Annotated in this window: 13 protein-coding genes; 5 read left to right on the top strand and 8 right to left on the bottom strand. The window is 68.8% G+C overall.

Features of this window, described 5'->3' with window-relative positions:
• Positions 1-4: 4 nt before the first annotated feature.
• Positions 5-3,499, bottom strand: a complete 3,495-nt coding sequence (locus tag AC07PV_RS22040) for a UvrD-helicase domain-containing protein (RefSeq protein ID WP_494631326.1) — start codon at positions 3,497-3,499, stop codon at positions 5-7.
• A gap of 165 nt (positions 3,500-3,664) precedes the next feature.
• Entirely contained in the window at positions 3,665-6,220 is a 2,556-nt protein-coding gene (locus AC07PV_RS22035) for a PD-(D/E)XK nuclease family protein (RefSeq protein WP_494631324.1), read from the bottom strand.
• 109 nt (positions 6,221-6,329) lie between these two features.
• Here AC07PV_RS22035 and trxA point away from each other — a divergent pair, with 109 nt between their 5' ends.
• From trxA to AC07PV_RS22010, 5 genes are all read left to right on the top strand, one after another.
• On the top strand, positions 6,330-6,662 hold the full coding sequence (trxA, locus tag AC07PV_RS22030; RefSeq protein ID WP_218297655.1) for a thioredoxin TrxA: 333 nt from the start codon (positions 6,330-6,332) through the stop codon (positions 6,660-6,662).
• A 274-nt stretch (positions 6,663-6,936) separates the two neighbouring features.
• Positions 6,937-8,199, top strand: coding sequence for a transcription termination factor Rho (rho, locus tag AC07PV_RS22025; protein WP_056067265.1), 1,263 nt, complete (start codon positions 6,937-6,939; stop codon positions 8,197-8,199).
• 260 nt (positions 8,200-8,459) lie between these two features.
• Positions 8,460-8,714, top strand: a complete 255-nt coding sequence (locus tag AC07PV_RS22020) for a type B 50S ribosomal protein L31 (protein WP_008906759.1) — start codon at positions 8,460-8,462, stop codon at positions 8,712-8,714.
• 106 nt (positions 8,715-8,820) lie between these two features.
• Positions 8,821-10,521 (top strand): hypothetical protein, encoded by a 1,701-nt coding sequence (locus tag AC07PV_RS22015; protein ID WP_494631322.1) that lies wholly within the window; start codon positions 8,821-8,823, stop codon positions 10,519-10,521.
• Positions 10,521-11,888, top strand: coding sequence for an MATE family efflux transporter (locus tag AC07PV_RS22010; protein ID WP_218297657.1), 1,368 nt, complete (start codon positions 10,521-10,523; stop codon positions 11,886-11,888). Before AC07PV_RS22015 ends, AC07PV_RS22010 begins: the two co-directional genes overlap by 1 nt.
• On the opposite strand, the gene phoR is transcribed toward AC07PV_RS22010, so the two are convergent.
• The 6 genes from phoR to pstC form a co-directional block, all read right to left on the bottom strand.
• The gene (gene phoR / locus AC07PV_RS22005; RefSeq protein WP_492245447.1) at positions 11,842-13,185 is read right to left on the bottom strand and encodes a phosphate regulon sensor histidine kinase PhoR; all 1,344 of its coding nucleotides are present in this window, start codon (positions 13,183-13,185) and stop codon (positions 11,842-11,844) included. The two genes, AC07PV_RS22010 and phoR, sit on opposite strands and share 47 nt — an antisense overlap.
• Positions 13,186-13,259: 74 nt before the next feature.
• Positions 13,260-13,967 (bottom strand): phosphate regulon transcriptional regulator PhoB, encoded by a 708-nt coding sequence (gene phoB / locus AC07PV_RS22000; RefSeq protein ID WP_142146933.1) that lies wholly within the window; start codon positions 13,965-13,967, stop codon positions 13,260-13,262.
• A gap of 20 nt (positions 13,968-13,987) precedes the next feature.
• On the bottom strand, positions 13,988-14,689 hold the full coding sequence (phoU, locus tag AC07PV_RS21995; RefSeq protein ID WP_010457902.1) for a phosphate signaling complex protein PhoU: 702 nt from the start codon (positions 14,687-14,689) through the stop codon (positions 13,988-13,990).
• Between the two features lie 11 nt (positions 14,690-14,700).
• Positions 14,701-15,483 (bottom strand): phosphate ABC transporter ATP-binding protein PstB, encoded by a 783-nt coding sequence (gene pstB / locus AC07PV_RS21990; RefSeq protein WP_218297659.1) that lies wholly within the window; start codon positions 15,481-15,483, stop codon positions 14,701-14,703.
• Positions 15,484-15,541: 58 nt separating this feature from the next.
• Entirely contained in the window at positions 15,542-16,396 is an 855-nt protein-coding gene (pstA, locus tag AC07PV_RS21985; RefSeq protein WP_218297660.1) for a phosphate ABC transporter permease PstA, read from the bottom strand.
• Positions 16,397-16,439: 43 nt separating this feature from the next.
• Positions 16,440-17,459 (bottom strand): phosphate ABC transporter permease subunit PstC, encoded by a 1,020-nt coding sequence (gene pstC / locus AC07PV_RS21980; protein WP_218297661.1) that lies wholly within the window; start codon positions 17,457-17,459, stop codon positions 16,440-16,442.
• Positions 17,460-17,470 lie beyond the last annotated feature (11 nt).

Raw genomic sequence — 17,470 nt, 5'->3', positions numbered from 1 at the left:
AGCGTCAGAACAGGGAACCCTGGGGCGAATCGTCGGGGCCGGGTCCCCGCGGCAGGGGCAGTGGCGGCGGCACGGCCCCGGGTTCCTGCGCGGCGGGGGCGAGAGTATGCCGCAGCGCGGCCTCTGCGCCCTGCACTGCATCGGGCCCGGCAGGCACGGCGTCGGGCACGGGCACGAGGCGCCCGTCGCCCGTGAGGAAGGCCGCGCGCACGCGCTCGCCGGGCGTCTGCCCCTGCACGGCGCTGCGGTAGCGCCGCAGCTGGGCCAGCAGCGCGGGCTGGCGCTCGGGCTCGGCCGCGCTCTTGTAGTCCAGCACCCACCACCCGGCGCGTTCGGGCGGCTGGTGGCAATGCACCAGGCGGTCCAGCCGCAGGCTCAGGCCCTGGTAGCGCAAGGGCGCCTCGTTGATGGCGGTGTCCACGGCCGACGCCTCCCAGGCCCAGGCGCCTTCGCCCGCCAGGATGCGCTGCGCGGTCAGCGCGGCGTGCCGCGCGGCCGCGATGGTGATGTCGAAATCCCGCGCGAGCCGTGCCACCCGCGCGGGCGGCCAGCCCTGGGCGCGCAGCTCCACCAGCGGGGCCCCCGCCACGCCCGCCTGCTCCAGCAGCTGGTGCATGGCCTCGCCCAGCCGGGACTGCGGCGTGGAGGCAGCCGTGGCATCGCCGGGGTCGGCGGCCCGGTCGGCATCCACCGGCCCCGCGGCGGGCGCCGCGCGCAGGTGCTCCGGCAGCGGCGGCAGCTCCGCCAGCATGAAGTGATCATGGCGGCCCGGCCCGGCCAGGGCTTCGCCCCCGGGCGCGCCAGGGCCCTCCTGCACGGCGATCTCGGCCGCCAGCGGCGCCAGGCGATTCCACCAGCTGCCCGGCGCGGATGCGGCCGGCTGCACGCTGGACAGCGCCAGGCAGTGCTTGGCCCGCGTCATCGCCACGTAGAGCATGTTCAGCTCTTCGCGCTGGCGGGCCTGCTGCTCGGCGGCCAGCACTTCCACGGCGCTGGGCGGCGGGTTCGATTCGCTGGCCAGGAAGACGAAGGCCCTGGGCACGGTCTGCTCGCCGGGCCAGTCCACCAGCACGCCCATGGTCTCGGCCTTCTGGGGGCGGGTGTCGGTGTCCAGCAGCAGCACGCAGCGCGCCTCCAGCCCCTTGGCGCCGTGCACGGTGAGCAGGCGCACCGCCTGCGCATCCACCCGGCCCGGCGCGCGCACGCCGCCCTTTTTCATGGCACGCACAAAGGCGTAGGGCGTGAGGTAGCGGCCGCCGTCGTGCTGCAGCGCGGCCGACAGCAAGGCGCGCAGATTGGCCTGCACCGCGGTGCGTTGCGCGGCGGGGGCGGCCGCCGCGAAGCGCGCCAGCACATCGGCGTGCTGGTAGATGGCGTGCAGCGCGTCGTGCGGGGGCAGGCCATCCACCCAGGCCCTGTATTGAGCCAAAACGGGCCCCAGCGCTTTCATTTCAAGCGGTAGCAGCTCACTTTTCTGTAGCAAATCAAACCAGCTGCAGGCAGCGTGTTCCGGCTGGCGGCGCAGCAGCGCCAGGGTCACCAGGGCCTCGTCGCCGCAGCCAAACAGGGGCGAGCGGAGTGCCCGTGCCAGGGAAAGGTCGTGCCCGGTGGACACCAGCGCATCGAGCAGCGCCACGATGTCCTGCACCTCGGGCGCGTCGAACAGGTCGGCCTTCTCGGGCTGCACGCAGGGCAGGTGCAGGGCGCGCAGGGCCTCCTGCAGGGCGGCGAGCCGGTCGCGCTTGCGGGCCAGCACCAGCACTTCGTGGGGCGGCGTGCCCTGCGCGATCTGCGCCGCCACCCACGCGGCGGCCTGTGTGCATTCGCGCATGCGCTGGGTTTCCTCGGCCTCGTGGCGGGGCTCGGTCAAGCTGTCGCGCCAGGCGAAAGGGTCCGCGCCCGCGCCGCCGCTGCCGGCATCCAGCGGCAGGATGGCGGGCAGGCGCAGCAGCACGCCGGGGTCCCTGGACTCGGTGGTGTGGTCGCGAAAGCCGCTGGTCTCGTGCTGCGCCTGGGCGGTGCCCATGACGTGGTTCACGGCGGCGATCACGCCCGTGGCGTTGCGGCGCGTGTGGTCGCAGCTGAGCAGGTCGCCCGCGAGCCCATGGCGCACGAAGGCCTGCGCGGCGATGAACACCTGTGGCTCGGCGCGGCGAAAACGGTAGATGCTCTGCTTGGGGTCGCCCACGATGAACACGCTGGGCGGCGTCTGGCCGCTGGCGCCGCCGCCCGAACCCGCATAGCCCGACAGCCAGGCGTGCAGCGCCTGCCACTGCAGCGGGTTGGTGTCCTGGAACTCGTCGACCAGCAGGTGGCGCACGCGCGCATCGAGCCGCTCCTGCACCCACCCCGAGAGGATGGGATCGGACAGCATGACCAGCGCCGTGCGCTCCACGTCGTTCATGTCCACCCAGCCGTGCCGGTTCTTCACGGCGGCAAATTCGCCGATCAGGCAGCGTGCCAGGCGGGCCATGCGCTGCTGGTGCTGCCAGGCCTCGTGCTGGCGCCGCGCCAGCAGCAGGCGCTGCAGTTCGGGCTCGGCCTCCTGGGCGGCTGCGAACTTCTCGAGGTTCTTGGACAGCCTATCTTCCTTGGCCACGAACATCGCCTTGCGCAGCAGGTCCAGGCGCAGGTTCGGGTCGCCGCAGGCCAGCGCGTCCACGATGGCGTCCGCCGCCTTCTGGGGCGTCTTGTTGGTCTCGGCCCCCAGCGCCCTGGCGCGCGCCAGCCAGCGCTGGTGGCAGGCATCGCCCTGCAGCGCGCCGGCGGGCTCATCCAGTCCCGCCAGTTCCGGGCAGTGCGCCTGAAAGGAAGGCACCGAGGCATCGAGCACGCCCGCCGCGTCGGCCAGGTCGAATTCCACGCGCTTGGCCAGCGCCGCCGCCAGCGCCTTGTGGGTCTGCGAGCGGCCGTGGCGGGCCACCACGGCCTCGTAGTCGGCCCGCAGGCCGGCGCTGGTGGCCACGGTGTGCAGGAACGGGGCCCACACCTCGCGCACGGCTTCGGCATCGTCTTCGAGCAGTTCGAAGTTGGCCGGCAGGCCCTGCGCCTGCAGCAGCGCCAGCGGGGCCGTGCCCAGCAGCGCGGCAAACCAGCTGTGGAAGGTGCGGATCTGCACGGGGCGGCCGCTGGCCAGCATCTGGCGGTATAAATTTTGTAACGCCTCGCGCTTGTCCTGAGCGCGCTCGGGGCTGATTCCTCTGGCAACCAGCTCGCGGGTGAGGTCTTCCAGGGGAGCCTGGGCAAAGGCTTCGAGCCATTCCTGCAGGCGCTGGCGCATTTCACCGGCCGCCTTCTTGGTGAAGGTGATGGCCAGGATCTCGTGCGGCGCGGCGCCATCGAGCAAGGCACGCAGCATGCGCGACACCAGCATCCAGGTCTTGCCCGCGCCCGCGCAGGCCTCCACCGCCACGCTGCGCGCGGGGTCGCAGGCGATGGCGTAGAAGGCCTCGCGGGAGACGGGACGGCCGTTGTGTTCGTAGGCGGCTTGTTCAGTCATTCTCATGATCCACCGCGCCCTGGCTGCCGGGGATCGGCAAAACCGGCGCGCGTCCAGGCGGGGGATGCCGCGCAAGGGCCGCCCCGCCGCGCTGGCATCGTTCCCCCTCCCGGCGCAGCCGGGAGAGGCAGGAAGCCGCGAAGCGGCTCAGGGGGGTGTTCCTCTTCATGTCCAGAAGTCTTTTCTGCACAGTCCGCGTGCGGCGCAGTAGTCGCACACGGCGCCCTCGCCCAGGGCGGGCATCGGCGCGCCCGCGGCAATGCGCTCAAAGTCGTGCTGGATGCCCTCCACCAGCAGGTCGCGCAGGTGCACCACCTCTTCCTGTTCGTGCATCTGGGTCTCGCCCCGCTCGCCCACGTTCACATAGGCGGCGCGCAGCGTGTCGTGGCTCAGCAAGGCGGCGTAGAACGCGAGCTGGGTGTCTTCCGCGCCCGCGCCGATGCGCTTGCGCGTGACGGTGTCGTTCTCGGTCTTGTAGTCGATGACCAATGGCGTGGGCTCGCCGGTGGAGGAGACGGCGTCGATGCGGTCGATGGTGCCCACCAGCTGCAGGTCACCCAGCGGCTGGCGGGTCTGCACCTCGGCCTGCCGGAAGTGCCCCCCGGCCTGTTCATGCTGCGCAAGCCAGCGCAGGTAGCCATCGCGCACCTGCGGCCAGCCCGCGGCGAACGGCAGGAAGTCGCCCTCCCCCAGGCCCTGCTCCAGCGTGACGGCCTGCGCGGCGCTGTCCATGCGCGCCGCGCGCGCGCCCGCGTCGTCCGTCGGCTCGGCCAGCAACGCCTCATGGAAGTGCTGCAGCACCGCGTGCAGCCAGTTGCCGAAGTCGCGCTTGTCCACCTCGGCGGCCAGCTCGTCGGCCTCCTGCAGGCCCAGCTGGCGCAGCGCAAAGAAGCGGTAGGGGCAATGCCGCAGGTCGGAATAGGCCGTGGACGACAGGCGCTGGACAGGCAGGGCACTCCCGTCGGGCCCGGGGCGCGGGGTGGGCGTGGTCGGCACGGTGCGCGCGCGGCGCCCATCGGTGCCAGGGCGGGCGGCGCCATCCAGGTGCAGCGCCAGCACCAGCGCGCTGGCCAGCAGGGGCTCGCCACCTTCGTCGCCCGTTCGCCACAGCACATCCACCTCGGGTGTCTGCAGGGCGTAGTGCCAGGCCGCGCGCTGGGCGGCCTCGAGCGATCCGCGCGTGGGCAGGCCCCAGGCCTCGCGCTGGGCCGTGGTCCAGTCGCCCGTGGGCTCCGGTGACGACTGGAGGCGTTTTTCGTCGCACCCGGGCAGCACGAGCGCTGCAAACGGCCGTGCCAGCAGCTGCGGCAGGGGCAGGACGACCACGGGCGCATCGCCCGCGAGGGCCGGCACGTAGCGCGCGGCCTCGCACACCTCGCTGGCCCAGCGCGTGAATTCGGCGAGCGCCATGGGCCGCCCCGCGCTGTCCCAGCCGTCGAGCTCGGCCTCCTGCCCCGCCTGCAGGCGCAGCGCGGCCAGCACGCGGGCGCCCGCGTCATCCGCCTCCAGTTGCGCCCACTGGCCGCTGGCCTGCAGCAGCAGGCGCAGGGCCTGCAGCCACTGCGCCAGCGGGCGGGGCGCGCGCAGGCCCTCACGCCAGCCCTGCGCGAGCGCCACGCACTGCGCCAGGGCCGGCTTGCCGGACCAGTCGCGCGGCGCCGCACCGGCCCAGTTCGCCACCGGGGCCTTGCGCAGCGCGCGCTCGAGCGCATCGAGCGCTGGCGCCGCCACGGCGGGGGCGTGTTTGAGCCAGTCGAGCACTTCATCCGCACGGGCATCCCATGCGCAGGCCTTGAGTGCGGCCATCAGCTGCGCGGCGGCGCGGGTGGTGGACAGCGTCCAGCCGTTTTCGTCGCGCACCGCCACGCCCGAGCTTGCCAGGTGCGCGCCAATGCGGCGCGTAAGGGCCCGGTCGTTGGCCGCCAGCGCCACCGGTGTGCGGCCCGCCGCCACATGCGCCAGCACGCAGGCGGCGGCCCGCTGGGCTTCGTCCTCGGCATCCTGCGCGGCATGCAGCGCGACCCGCCCCATGGGACCTGGATCGCCAGGCCCGGGAGGCAGCGCCAGGGCCGTGGCCTTGTCGCCCCAGTGGTTCTGCAAGGCCTGCGCCAGGGGCTCTGCCTGGAACCCGTGCAGCACCACCAGCGCGTCCACGGACTCCCGCACGCCGGCCTCGAACAGCACATCGGTGGCATGGCGCGAGGCAAGCACCCATTCGAGCGCAATGCGCGCGACGACGGCCTCGAAGCGCAGCGCCGAGGCGCCATCGGCCTCGGGCAGCAGGCCGCGCGCATGCGCGGCCCATGCTGGCCGCTGCGCGGGCGGCACCGCGGCCACCACGGTCGCCAGCTGCGCCGCGGCCTCCTGCAGCGGCGCGGCCAGCACGTCGCGCTGGGCCGAAAGGCCCGCGCGGTCCAGCAGCGCCCGCGCCGTCAAGGTGTCGCGCGCCACATCCCCGGCCAGGTCGTCGCCCATGGGCACGAACGCCGCCAGCTGCCGTGCCCAGTTGCGCGTTGTTTCAAACCGGGGAGCAAAACCGTCCGCATGGAACAGGGCCCAATAGCGCTGCGCCCACGGCATGAGCTGGGCATAGGGGACCAGCACCACCGTGCGCGCGGGATGCGCGCCCTGCTGGCGCAGGTGCCCGGCCACCTGTCCCAGCACGCGCCGCCACAGGGGCACCAGGGCTGCGCACTGATCGCTTTTCGCTATGACAGTCATAGCGTCGCAGGGCCCGGCCACACCGGTGAACGTGGGATTGGTTTCTGTCACAATGCCCAGACTTTAAACGTACACCGGTCACAACCCGCTCAAAAACAAGGAATCCGCCATGGCCAGCGAACTCATCAAACATGTCTCTGACGCCAGCTTTGAAGCCGACGTGCTGAAACCCGGCACCGCCGTGCTGGTGGACTACTGGGCCGAATGGTGCGGCCCCTGCAAAATGATTGCCCCCATCCTGGACGAAGTCGCGGGCACCTACCAGGGCAAGCTGCAGATCGCCAAGATGAACGTGGACGAGAACCGCGAGATTCCCGCCAAGTTCGGCATCCGCGGCATCCCCACGCTGATGCTGTTCAAGGATGGCCAGCTGGCCGCCACGAAAGTGGGCGCCATGAGCAAGGCACAGCTGACCGCCTTCATCGACCAGCAACTGGCCTGACCGACGGCCCAGCCCCGGCCCCGCACGCGATCACCCGGCATGCGGGGCTTTCTTGATGAAGGTGCATGGCCCGGGCCGCCAGCCCGGCGCCCACCGAATCCGGCCCGCGTGAATCCCCTGCTTTTTTTCCTGTCATAATTCCCCCAGATCACCGGCCTGCACGCATTGGCAGCCGGACCGAGATCCCCGGCAAGCCGGACCTGCAAACAGCAGCCCATCCGGCACCAGCCCTCCTCCCCCAAGATTCATACCAGCTCCGCCAAGGAGTCATTCCATGCACTTAAACGAACTCAAGGCACTGCACGTGTCTGAAGTCCTGAAGCAGGCCGAAGAACTCGAAATCGAAAACACGGGCCGGATGCGCAAGCAGGAGCTGATGTTTGCCATCATCAAGAAGCGCGCCAAGGCGGGAGAGCAGGTGTTCGCGGACGGGGTGCTGGAAATCCTGCCGGACGGCTTCGGCTTCCTGCGCAGCCCGGACACGAGCTTCACGGCGAGCACGGACGACATCTACATCTCCCCCAGCCAGGTGCGCCGCTTCAACCTGCACACCGGCGACATGATCGAAGGCGAAGTGCGCACCCCGAAGGACGGCGAGCGCTACTTTGCCCTGACCAAGCTGGACAAGGTCAACGACGGCCCGCCCGAGCAGAACAAGCACAAGGTGATGTTCGAAAACCTGACGCCCCTGTTCCCCAAGGAGCAGATGCGCCTGGAGCGCGACGTCAAGAGCGAAGAGAACATCACCGGCCGCATCATCGACATCATCGCGCCCATCGGCCGCGGCCAGCGCGCGCTGATCGTCGCCCCGCCCAAGAGCGGCAAGACGGTGATGATGCAGCACATCGCCCACGCCATCACGGCCAACAACCCCGACGTGCACCTGATGGTGCTGCTGGTGGACGAGCGCCCTGAGGAAGTGACCGAAATGCAGCGCACGGTGAAGGGCGAGATCATCGCCTCCACCTTCGACGAGCCCGCCGCGCGCCACGTGCACGTGGCCGAGATGGTGATCGAGCGCGCCAAGCGCCTGGTCGAGCTCAAGAAGGACGTGGTGATCCTGCTCGACTCCATCACCCGCCTGGCCCGCGCCTACAACAACGTCGTGCCTTCCAGCGGCAAGGTGTTGTCCGGTGGTGTGGACGCCGCCGCGCTGCAGCGCCCCAAGCGCTTCTTCGGCGCGGCGCGCAAGGTCGAGGAAGGTGGCTCGCTCACCATCATCGCCACCGCGCTGGTCGACACCGGCAGCCGCATGGACGAAGTGATCTTTGAAGAATTCAAGGGCACCGGCAACTGCGAGATCCACCTGAACCGCCGCCTGTACGAAAAGCGCGTGTTCCCGGCCATCGAGCTCAACAAGAGCGGCACCCGCCGCGAAGAGCTGCTGCTGGCGCCCGAGATCCTGCAAAAGACCCGCATCCTGCGCCAGTTCATGTACAACATGGACGAGATCGAGTCCATGGAGCTCATGATCAAGAACATGAAGGCCACCAAGACCAACGTGGACTTCTTCGACATGATGCGACGAGGCGGGTAAGCCCCCCCTGAGTCGCCTTCGGCGCCTTCCCCCGGAGGGGGACGCCACCCGTGGCCTGGCAGAGCCAGTTCCACGGTGGCACTGGGCTTGGGCCGCGCCGGTTTCCATCGCTGTGACGGATGCGCAGCGACGTTGAAGAAGACACGTATTCGCCCTGTGCCATAATAGAGGGCTTTTTCTGCGGAAAGTACGCTGGATGTTCCACGGCGCAAAGGTTGCACCGGGTTCAGCACGGCTCCCGCACTTGACAAGGATTGATCATGAAAGAAGGCATTCACCCCAACTACCGCGAAGTCCTGTTCTCGGACCTGTCCAACGGTTTCAAGTTCGTGACCCGTTCGTGCGTGAACACGAAGGAAATGGAAACCTTCGAAGGCAAGGAATACCCGCTGTTCAAGCTGGACACCTCCTCTGAATCGCACCCCTTCTACACCGGCACGCAAAAGTCCGTGGACAACATGGGTGGCCGCGTCGAGCGCTTCCGCAACCGTTTCGGCAAGACCGCAGCGAAGTAATTCGCCTTCTGCGCTCCGCCACAAAGGCAGCCCGGGCAACCGCGCTGCCTTTTTCTATGCTTTTGCCTTTATTCTCGGTGGCTCCGCTTTTGCCGCCCCCTGACGCGTGAATCCACCGACCCCCGCCATCGTCACCCAGAACGCCGTCAGCCCCCTTCCACGCTGGGCGCTGATGCTGCTGTGCATCGCCTACGTCGTGCCGGGCTTCATCGGGCGCGATCCTTGGAAGAGCGCGGATGTCACGGCATTTGGGTACATGCTGGAGCTGGCACAGGGGCGCACTCCCTGGCTCAGCCCCTTGCTCGGGGGCATGCCTCCGGAAACCGAGGGGCTGCTTCCGTATTGGCTGGGTGCGTGGGCCATCCAGCTGGCGCCGCAGTGGGTGCCCGCCGAGATGGCCGTGCGCCTTCCTTTCGCGGCCCTGCTGGCGATCACCTTGACCGCCACCTGGTATGCCGTGTACTACCTCGCGCGCAGCCCGGGGGCCCAGCCCGTGGCCTTCGCCTTCGGCGGCGAAGCCAACCCGCCCGACTATGCCCGCGCCATCGCCGATGGCGGCCTGCTGGCCCTGATTGCCTGCCTGGGCCTGGCGCAGCTGTCGCATGAGGTGACGAGCTACCTGGCGCAGCTCAGTTGCACGGCGCTGCTCTTCTTCGCGGTGGCTGCCATGCCGCACCGCACGGTCGCGCCCGCCGTGGCGCTTGTCGCCGGCATGGCTGGCCTGACGCTGGCCGGGGCTCCCGCGCTCGCGGCCCTGCTCGGGCTGGGCAGCATGGCGGTGGTGGTGTATGCGCCCGGCAGCGGTTCCGACCGCCGCCTGCGGTGGGCGCTGGCCCTCGCGGCGGTCACGCTGGCGGCGGCGCTGCTGGCCTGGGGCCTGGACCTGTGGCGCTGGCGGATCGTGGGCTCCGGCTCCGGGGGCAAGGAGTGGCAGAGCCTGGCACGGCTGCTGCTGTGGTTTGGATGGCCCGCCTGGCCCCTGGCCTTGTGGACCCTGTGGCGCTGGCGCAAGCAGATCGTCAGCCGCCAGGGGCACCGGCACCTGCTGCTTCCGCTGTGGTTTGTGGCGGTATCCGTCGCCGCCACCGCCACCACCCAGCCCGCCGACCGGGCCTTGCTGCTGGGCCTGCCCGCCATGGCCGCGCTGGCGGCCTTCGCACTGCCCACGCTGCGCCGCAGCGTGGGCGCCCTGATCGACTGGTTCACGCTGCTGTTCTTCACGGTATCGGCGTTGGCGATCTGGGTCATCTGGATCGCCATGCAGACGGGGTTTCCCGCCAAGCCCGCCGCCAATGTGGCCAAGCTGGCCCCCGGCTTCGTGCCGGAGTTCTCCGCGCTGGCCCTGGTCGTGGCCCTGGCGGCCACCGTGGGCTGGTGCAGCCTGGTCTGGTGGCGCGCTTCGCGCGACCGGGCCCCGATCTGGAAAAGCCTGGTGCTGCCCGCCGGCGGCGCGGCGCTGGGCTGGCTGCTGCTCATGACGCTGTGGCTGCCGCTTCTGGACTACGCCCGCAGTTACCGGCCCCAGGTTCGCAGCGTGATGGCGGCACTCGGGCCGGCACCGGGCTGCGTGCAGACCGTGGGATTGAACCGCGCCCAGGTGGCGGCGCTGCAGTACCACGGCGGCCTTTCGCTGCAGCGGGCGGGACTGCAGGACGAGTGCGACTGGCTGGTGGCAGACATCGCGTCCTGGCCGCCTTCCGAGCGCATGGTCAACACGGCGCGCTGGGAAGCCCGGGCCACCATTCCCCGCCCCACCGACAAGAACGACCACCTCCTGGTGTTTCGCCGCGCAGGGCCTGCGCGCTGATGTCCGAACTGTCGGGCATCTCGCGCCACGCGGTGACGGTGCTGGCGGGGCAGCTGGCCGTGATGGCCTTTGGTGTCACGGACACCATCGTTGCCGGGCGCCATGCGGAATCCTCGCTGGCCGCGCTGTCGGTGGGTTCGGCCATCTTCATCAGCGTGTATGTGGCGCTGATCGGGATTCTGCAGGCCCTGCTGCCGGTATGGGCCGAGCAGCGCGGCGCCCGGCAGACCGACGCCCTGGGCCGCTCCCTGCGGCAGGCGCTGTACCTGTGCGGCGCGGCATCGCTGCTGGGAATGGCCATCCTGCTGTCGCCGGGGCCCCTGCTGCGCTGGACCGAGGTGCCCCCCGCCCTGCGCACCGAGGTGGAGAGCTACCTGGCCGTGCTGGCCCTGGCGCTGCCACCCGCCCTGCTCTTTCGGATCTACAGCACCCTGAACCAGGCCCTGGGACGCCCCCAGCTGGTGACCTGGCTGCAGGTGGGATCGCTGCTCGTGAAGCTGCCCCTGTCGGTCTGGTTCACCTTCGGCGGCGGCGGGCTGCCCGCGCTGGGCGTGGTCGGATGCGCCTGGGCCACGCTGGTGGTCAACTGCAGCATGCTCGCGGTGGCGGTCTGGCTGCTGCGCACCCAGGATCTCTATGGGCCCCTGCGCATCTGGCGCCGCATGGAACCCCCTCACTGGCCCACCATCGCGGGCTTTGCCCGGCTGGGCATCCCGGCCGGGCTCGCGGTCATGGTCGAGGTGACCTCGTTCACGCTGATGGCCTTGTTCATCGCGCGCCAGGGCACCACGGCGTCGGCGGCCCACCAGATTGCGGCCAATGTGGCGGCCGTGCTCTACATGGTGCCGCTGTCGCTGGCGATCGCCACCAGCGCCCGCGTCAGCTACTGGCTGGGGGCGGGCGAACCTGCGCGGGCACGCCAGGTGGTTTTCATAGGTTTCAAGCTCTCAGCGCTTATCGGTATTGCGCTGGCAGCTATATTATTAATAGCAAAAGACCATATTGGGGGCGTGTACTCCGGCAACACCGGCGTGGTGGCCCTGACGGGAGGGGTCATGGTGTGGGTGGCCGCCTACCACGCGGCCGATGCGCTGCAGACGCTGTGCGTCTTCGTGCTGCGCTGCTACCGCATCACGGTGGCGCCGCTGGTGGTGTATTGCGTGCTGCTGTGGGGCGCCGGCCTGGGGGGCGGCTACCTGCTGGCCTATCGTGGCCTGGGGCCGTGGGCCGCTGAGCCATCGCCTACGCCTTTCTGGGCCGCGAGCGCAGCGGCGCTGGTCGCGACGGCCGCGCTGTTCCTGGCGATGCTCTGGCGTGCGGTCAATCCGGCAGCGAGAAAACACGCAACCGGTTCGCCGGGAAGGTGACCGCGAACACCGAGCCCTTGCCCAGGGTGCTGGAGATGTCCAGCGTGGCGCCGTGCCGCTGCAGCACATGCTTGACGATGGCCAGTCCCAGGCCCGTGCCGCCGGTCTCGCGGGAACGGCTGCGGTCCACGCGGTAAAAACGCTCCGTCAGGCGCGGCAGGTGTTCCGGCGCGATGCCCGGCCCCGTGTCCTGCACCGAGAAGACGGCACGGCCGTCCTCCTTGCGCTGCCAGGCCACCGTGATCGATCCGCCCGCGGGCGTGTAGCGCACGGCGTTGCTGATGAGGTTGGACAGCGCGCTCTGCAGCTCGGCGGGCACGCCCGCGATATCGCCTTCGGCACGCAGGCTGTCCACGGCCGGAAAAATCATCACATGCTGGCGCGGCTGGTTCTGCGTGAGCAGGGCGGACAATGCGCGGCCCTCTTCCTCGCACCGCTGCATCAGCGCCTGCACGGGCGTCCACTCCGCCATGCCGGGCGGCGGGCTGCCCTCCAGGCGCGACAGGGTCAGCAGGTCCTGCACCACGCTTTGCATGCGCAGCGCCTGCTGCGCCATCATGCCCAGGTAGCGCGCCCGCTCATCGGCATTCAGCGGCAGGGTCTGCAGGGTCTCGACGAAACCGGCCAGCACCGTCAGGGGCGTGCGGATCTCATGGGACACGTTGGCGACAAAGTCGCGCCGCATGGCCTCGGCCTGCTCCAGCGCAGTGACATCGCGCGACAGCAGCAAGGTGCGCCCGTCCCCGTAGGGGTGCAGGTGCACCGAGATGCGCACGGGCCGCGAGGGCGTGCTGAAGCGCCCTTCCAGCACCACATCGTGGGTGAAGTCCTGGGCGGCGAAGTAGGCCGTGAACTCGGGGTCGCGCACCAGGTTGCCGATCGATTGCATCACGTCGCGCTGGGCATCGAAACCAAACTGGTTGGCCGCCATCTGGTTGCACCACTCGATCCGGCCCTGCGCATCCAGCAAGACCACGCCGTTGGGCGTGGCCTGCAGCGCCGCCAGGATTTCCTGCAGCCGGTCCTGGCTGTCGCGGATCTGCGCCTGCTGCCTGCGCAGAAGGCGCCGAGCGCGGTCCGCCGCCTCGCCCCAGATGCCGCGCATGGCAGGCACTTCCGCCAGGTCGCCCGTGCGCAGCCAGCGCAGCACGCGGGCACCGCGCAGCAGGTCCCATACAAACCAGGCCCAGCCCGCCAAGGCCGCGCCCAGGGCCGCGCCCCAGGGGCCGCCCTGCCACCATCCCAGGCCACCACCCGCCATCTGCCAGAGCAGGAAATACGAAATACGCCACAGCATGCGGTCAGCTCAGCCTTCTTATCAACGCCAGGGGCGCAACCCGTGCACCCCATCCAAACATCAGGCCTGCGCCATCACGCCTGCAACTGCACCTGCGGCTGGGCCGTGAGCCGGTAGCCTGCCCCGCGCACGGTTTCCACCATGACGGATGCGGCACCCAGCGCTTCACGCAGCCGCTTGACATGCACATCCACCGTGCGCTCCTCGATGAACACATGGTCGCCCCACACCTTGTCGAGCAGCTGCGAGCGGCTGTGCACGCGCTCGGCGTGTTTCATCAGGAAGTGCAGCAGCTTGAACTCGGTGGGGCCCACCTTGAGCGGCTGGCCCTGGAAGGTCACGCGGTAGGTGCCGGCATCCAGCACCAGCTCGCCGATGGTCACGCTGTCGCTGACCTGCTCGGGCGCACGGCGGCGCAGCACCGCGCGGATGCGGGCCAGCAGCTCCTGCGTGGAAAATGGCTTGGTGATGTAGTCGTCGGCACCGGCATCCAGCCCCGCCACCTTGTCGGGCTCGTCGCCACGGGCGGTGAGCATGAGGATGGGGATGGGCTTGGTACGGCTGTCGGCACGCCATTTGCGGGCCAGCGACAGGCCGCTTTGGCCCGGCAGCATCCAGTCCAGCAGGATGACATCCGGCAGCACGGCGTCGAGCTCGCGCTGGGCGGAGTCGCCGTCTTCCGCCCAGAAGGGCTGGAATCCGTTGTGGCGCAGATTGACGGCAATCAGCTCGGCAATCGCGGGTTCGTCCTCCACGATGAGGACGCGTGGGAGCTTTCTCATAGGTGTGCCAAAGCCCTTTCTTACAGCACGGCCGACTCGATCTCGTCGAGGGCAGTGTGGCGCACATCCTTGCCCTTGACCAGATAGATGATCAGCTCGGCCACGTTCTTGGAATGGTCACCGATGCGCTCGATGGCCTTGGCCAGGAACAACAGGTCCAGGCTGGGCGAGATGGTGCGCGGGTCTTCCATCATGTAGGTGATGAGCTTGCGCACGAAGCCGTCGAATTCCTTGTCGATGAGGTCGTCCTCCTTGAGGATGGCCACGGCCGCCTTGACGTCCAGCCGCGCGAACGCGTCCAGCGTCTTGCGCAGCTGGCCCGAGGCCAGCTCGGCTGCCACGCGCAGGTCGCTCGACGGCAGCGACCGCGGGGCGCCGCCTTCGATGATGGAGCGCACCATGCGCGCCATCTTGTTGGCCTCGTCGCCCATGCGCTCGAGGTTGGCCGTGGCCTTGGAGAAGGCCAGCAGCAGGCGCAAATCGCGCGCGGTGGGCTGGCGGCGGGCGATGATGGAGGACAGCTCCTGGTCGATCTCGACCTCCATCGCATTGATGCGGGTCTCCATCGAGGCCACGGTCTCCACGGCCTCCAGGCTGAACTGGGACAGCGCGTAGACCGCCTGCCGGATCTGCGATTCCACCAGCCCCCCCATCTCCATGACACGGGCGGACACGCTGTTGAGTTCGCTGTCGAACTGGGACGAAAGATGTTTATCGGGCATCTGCTGTCTCCTTAGCCGAAACGGCCGGTAATGTAGTCTTCGGTTTCCTTGCGCTCGGGCTTGAAGAAGATCTGTTCGGTGGCACCGAACTCGATCATTTCGCCGAGGTACATGTAGGCGGTGTAGTCGCTGCAGCGGGCGGCCTGCTGCATGTTGTGCGTCACGATGGCGATGGTGTAGTCGTGCTTGAGCTCGTCGATCAGCTCTTCGATCTTGGCGGTGGACAGCGGGTCCAGCGCAGAGGTGGGCTCGTCGAGCAGGAGCACCGAGGGCTTGACGGCCACGCTGCGCGCGATGCACAGGCGCTGCTGCTGGCCGCCGGACAGGGACAGGCCGCTCTGGTGCAGCTTGTCCTTCACCTCGGTCCACAGCGCCGCCTTGGACAGCGCCCATTCCACGCGGTCGTCCATCTCGCTCTTGCTCAGCGTCTCGTAGAGCTTCACGCCGAAGGCGATGTTGTCGTAGATGGACATGGGAAACGGCGTGGGCTTCTGGAACACCATGCCGATGCGCGCGCGCAGCAGGTTGATGTCCTGCTTGGGGTCCAGGATGTCCTGGCCGTAGAAGTTGATCGAGCCTTCGGCACGCTGGCCCGGGTACAGGCTGTACATGCGGTTGAGCGTGCGCAGCAGGGTGGACTTGCCGCAGCCCGAAGGGCCGATGAAGGCGGTGACCTTGTGTTCCGCGATGTTGAGGCTGACATTGCGCAGCCCTTGGAACTTGCCGTAGAAGAAGCTCAGGTTGCGCAGTTCCAGCGCATTCTTGCTGGCGGTGGCGGTAGCGGTGGCGTTCATTGTCAATTCCTGAAAATGGAGGCGGTCTGTATCTGCAATGGGGAGGGCTGGCGTGGGGTCAGACGCGGTTCTTCTCGCGCAGGAAGACCCGTGCCACGACGTTGAGGATCAGCACCGACAGCGTGATGAGCAAGGCACCGCCCCAGGCCAGGCGCACCCAGTTCTCATAGGGGCTCAGGGCAAACTGGAAGATCACCACCGGCAGGTTGGCCATGGGGGCGCTCATGTTGGTGCTGAAAAACTGGTTGTTGAGCGCGGTGAACAGCAGGGGCGCCGTCTCGCCGCTGATGCGGGCCACCGCCAGCAGCAGGCCGGTCATCACGCCGCTGCGCGCGGCACGCAGGGTGACCATGGTGGACACCTTCCAGCGCGGCGCGCCGAGCGCGAAGGCCGCTTCGCGCAGGCTGCCGGGCACCAGGCGCAGCATGTTCTCGGTGGTGCGCACCACCACGGGCACGGCGATCAGCGACAGCGCCAGGCTGCCAGCCCAGCCCGAGAAGTTGCCCACCGTGGCCACGGCAATCGCGTAGACGAAGAGCCCGAGCACGATGGACGGGGCCGACAGCATGATGTCGGTCACGAAACGGGTGAGTTCGGCCGTCTTGCTCTGGTCGCCGTATTCCGCCAGGTACACGCCCGCCAGAACACCGATCGGCGTCGATACCAGCACGGTGAAGCCCACCATCATGAGGCTGCCGACGATGGCGTTGGCCAGGCCGCCGCCCTCGGAGCCCGGTGCCGGCGTGGACTGGGTGAACATGTTCAGGTCCAGCGCGGCCAGGCCGTTGGCCAGCAGCACGCTCAGTATCCACAGCAGCACGAACAGGCCCAGCACCATCGCGCCCAGGGACAGGGTCAGGCCGACGGCGTTGGAGCGCTGGCGCTTTTTGTAGAGTTGTTGGTTGAATTCCATGGAGCTTGTCTCAAAGGAGGTTCATGGGCAGTGCGGCGCGGGCTCAGAGGCCCTTGGCCTTTTCGGCGCGCAGCATCATGATCTTGGCGGCCGACAGGACCACGAACGTGATCACGAACAGCAGGAAACCGAGGGCAAACAGCGTGGAGAGGTGGAAATCCGCCGCCTCGCCAAATTCATTGGCCAGCGTGGAGGCAATGGACGTCCCTGGCGAAAACAGCGAAGTGGGCATGCGGTTGGCATTGCCGATCACGAAGGTCACCGCCATGGTCTCGCCCAGGGCGCGGCCCAGGCCCAGCATGACGCCGCCGATCACGCCCTTTTGCGTATAGGGCAGCACGACGCGGCGCACCACCTCCCAGGTCGTGCAGCCCAGGCCGTAGGCCGACTCGCGCAGGATGGGCGGGACGATCTCGAACACATCGCGCATCACGGCCGCCACGAAGGGCAGCACCATGAACGCCAGCACGATGCCGGCGGCCAGGATGCCGAAACCGTTGGTGCTGCCGCCAAACAGGAAGCCCACCAGCGGCATCGAGCCCAGCAGCTTCTGCACCGGCATCTGGAAGTAGTCGGCAAACAGCGGGGCGAACACGAACAGGCCGAACATGCCGTAGATGATCGAAGGCACGGCCGCCAGCAACTCCACCGCCGTGCCCAGCGGGCGCCGCAGCCAGACCGGGCAGGTTTCCGTGAGGAAAAGGGCGATGCCGAAAGCCAGGGGCACCGCGATCAGCAGCGCGATGCCGGCACTCGCCAGGGTGCCGACGATGGCAATCGCGGCACCGAATTCTTCATTGATGATGTCCCATTCCACGCGCCAGATGAACTGGACTCCGAACTTGTGGAATGTCGGCCACGCGTAGACAAAAAGGGAAACGATGATGCCCAGCAGCGCCGCGAGCACCAGCAGCGACAGGCTTTGGGTCAGGCGATGGAAAAAGATGTCCTGCAGGCGCTGCCGCCTGGCAATCGATACCATGGACTCTGTGGGGGCGTCCGTCGTCTTGACGGACACAGGTTGCGAACTCATGGTGGTTCCCACGCTCATGTTGACTCCCATCTGGCTTCTGG

Source organism: Acidovorax sp. GW821-FHT09A11 (assembly GCF_059418365.1).
The sequence above is the reverse complement of the archived record's forward strand: the minus strand, read 5'-3'. Positions and strand labels throughout refer to the sequence as shown.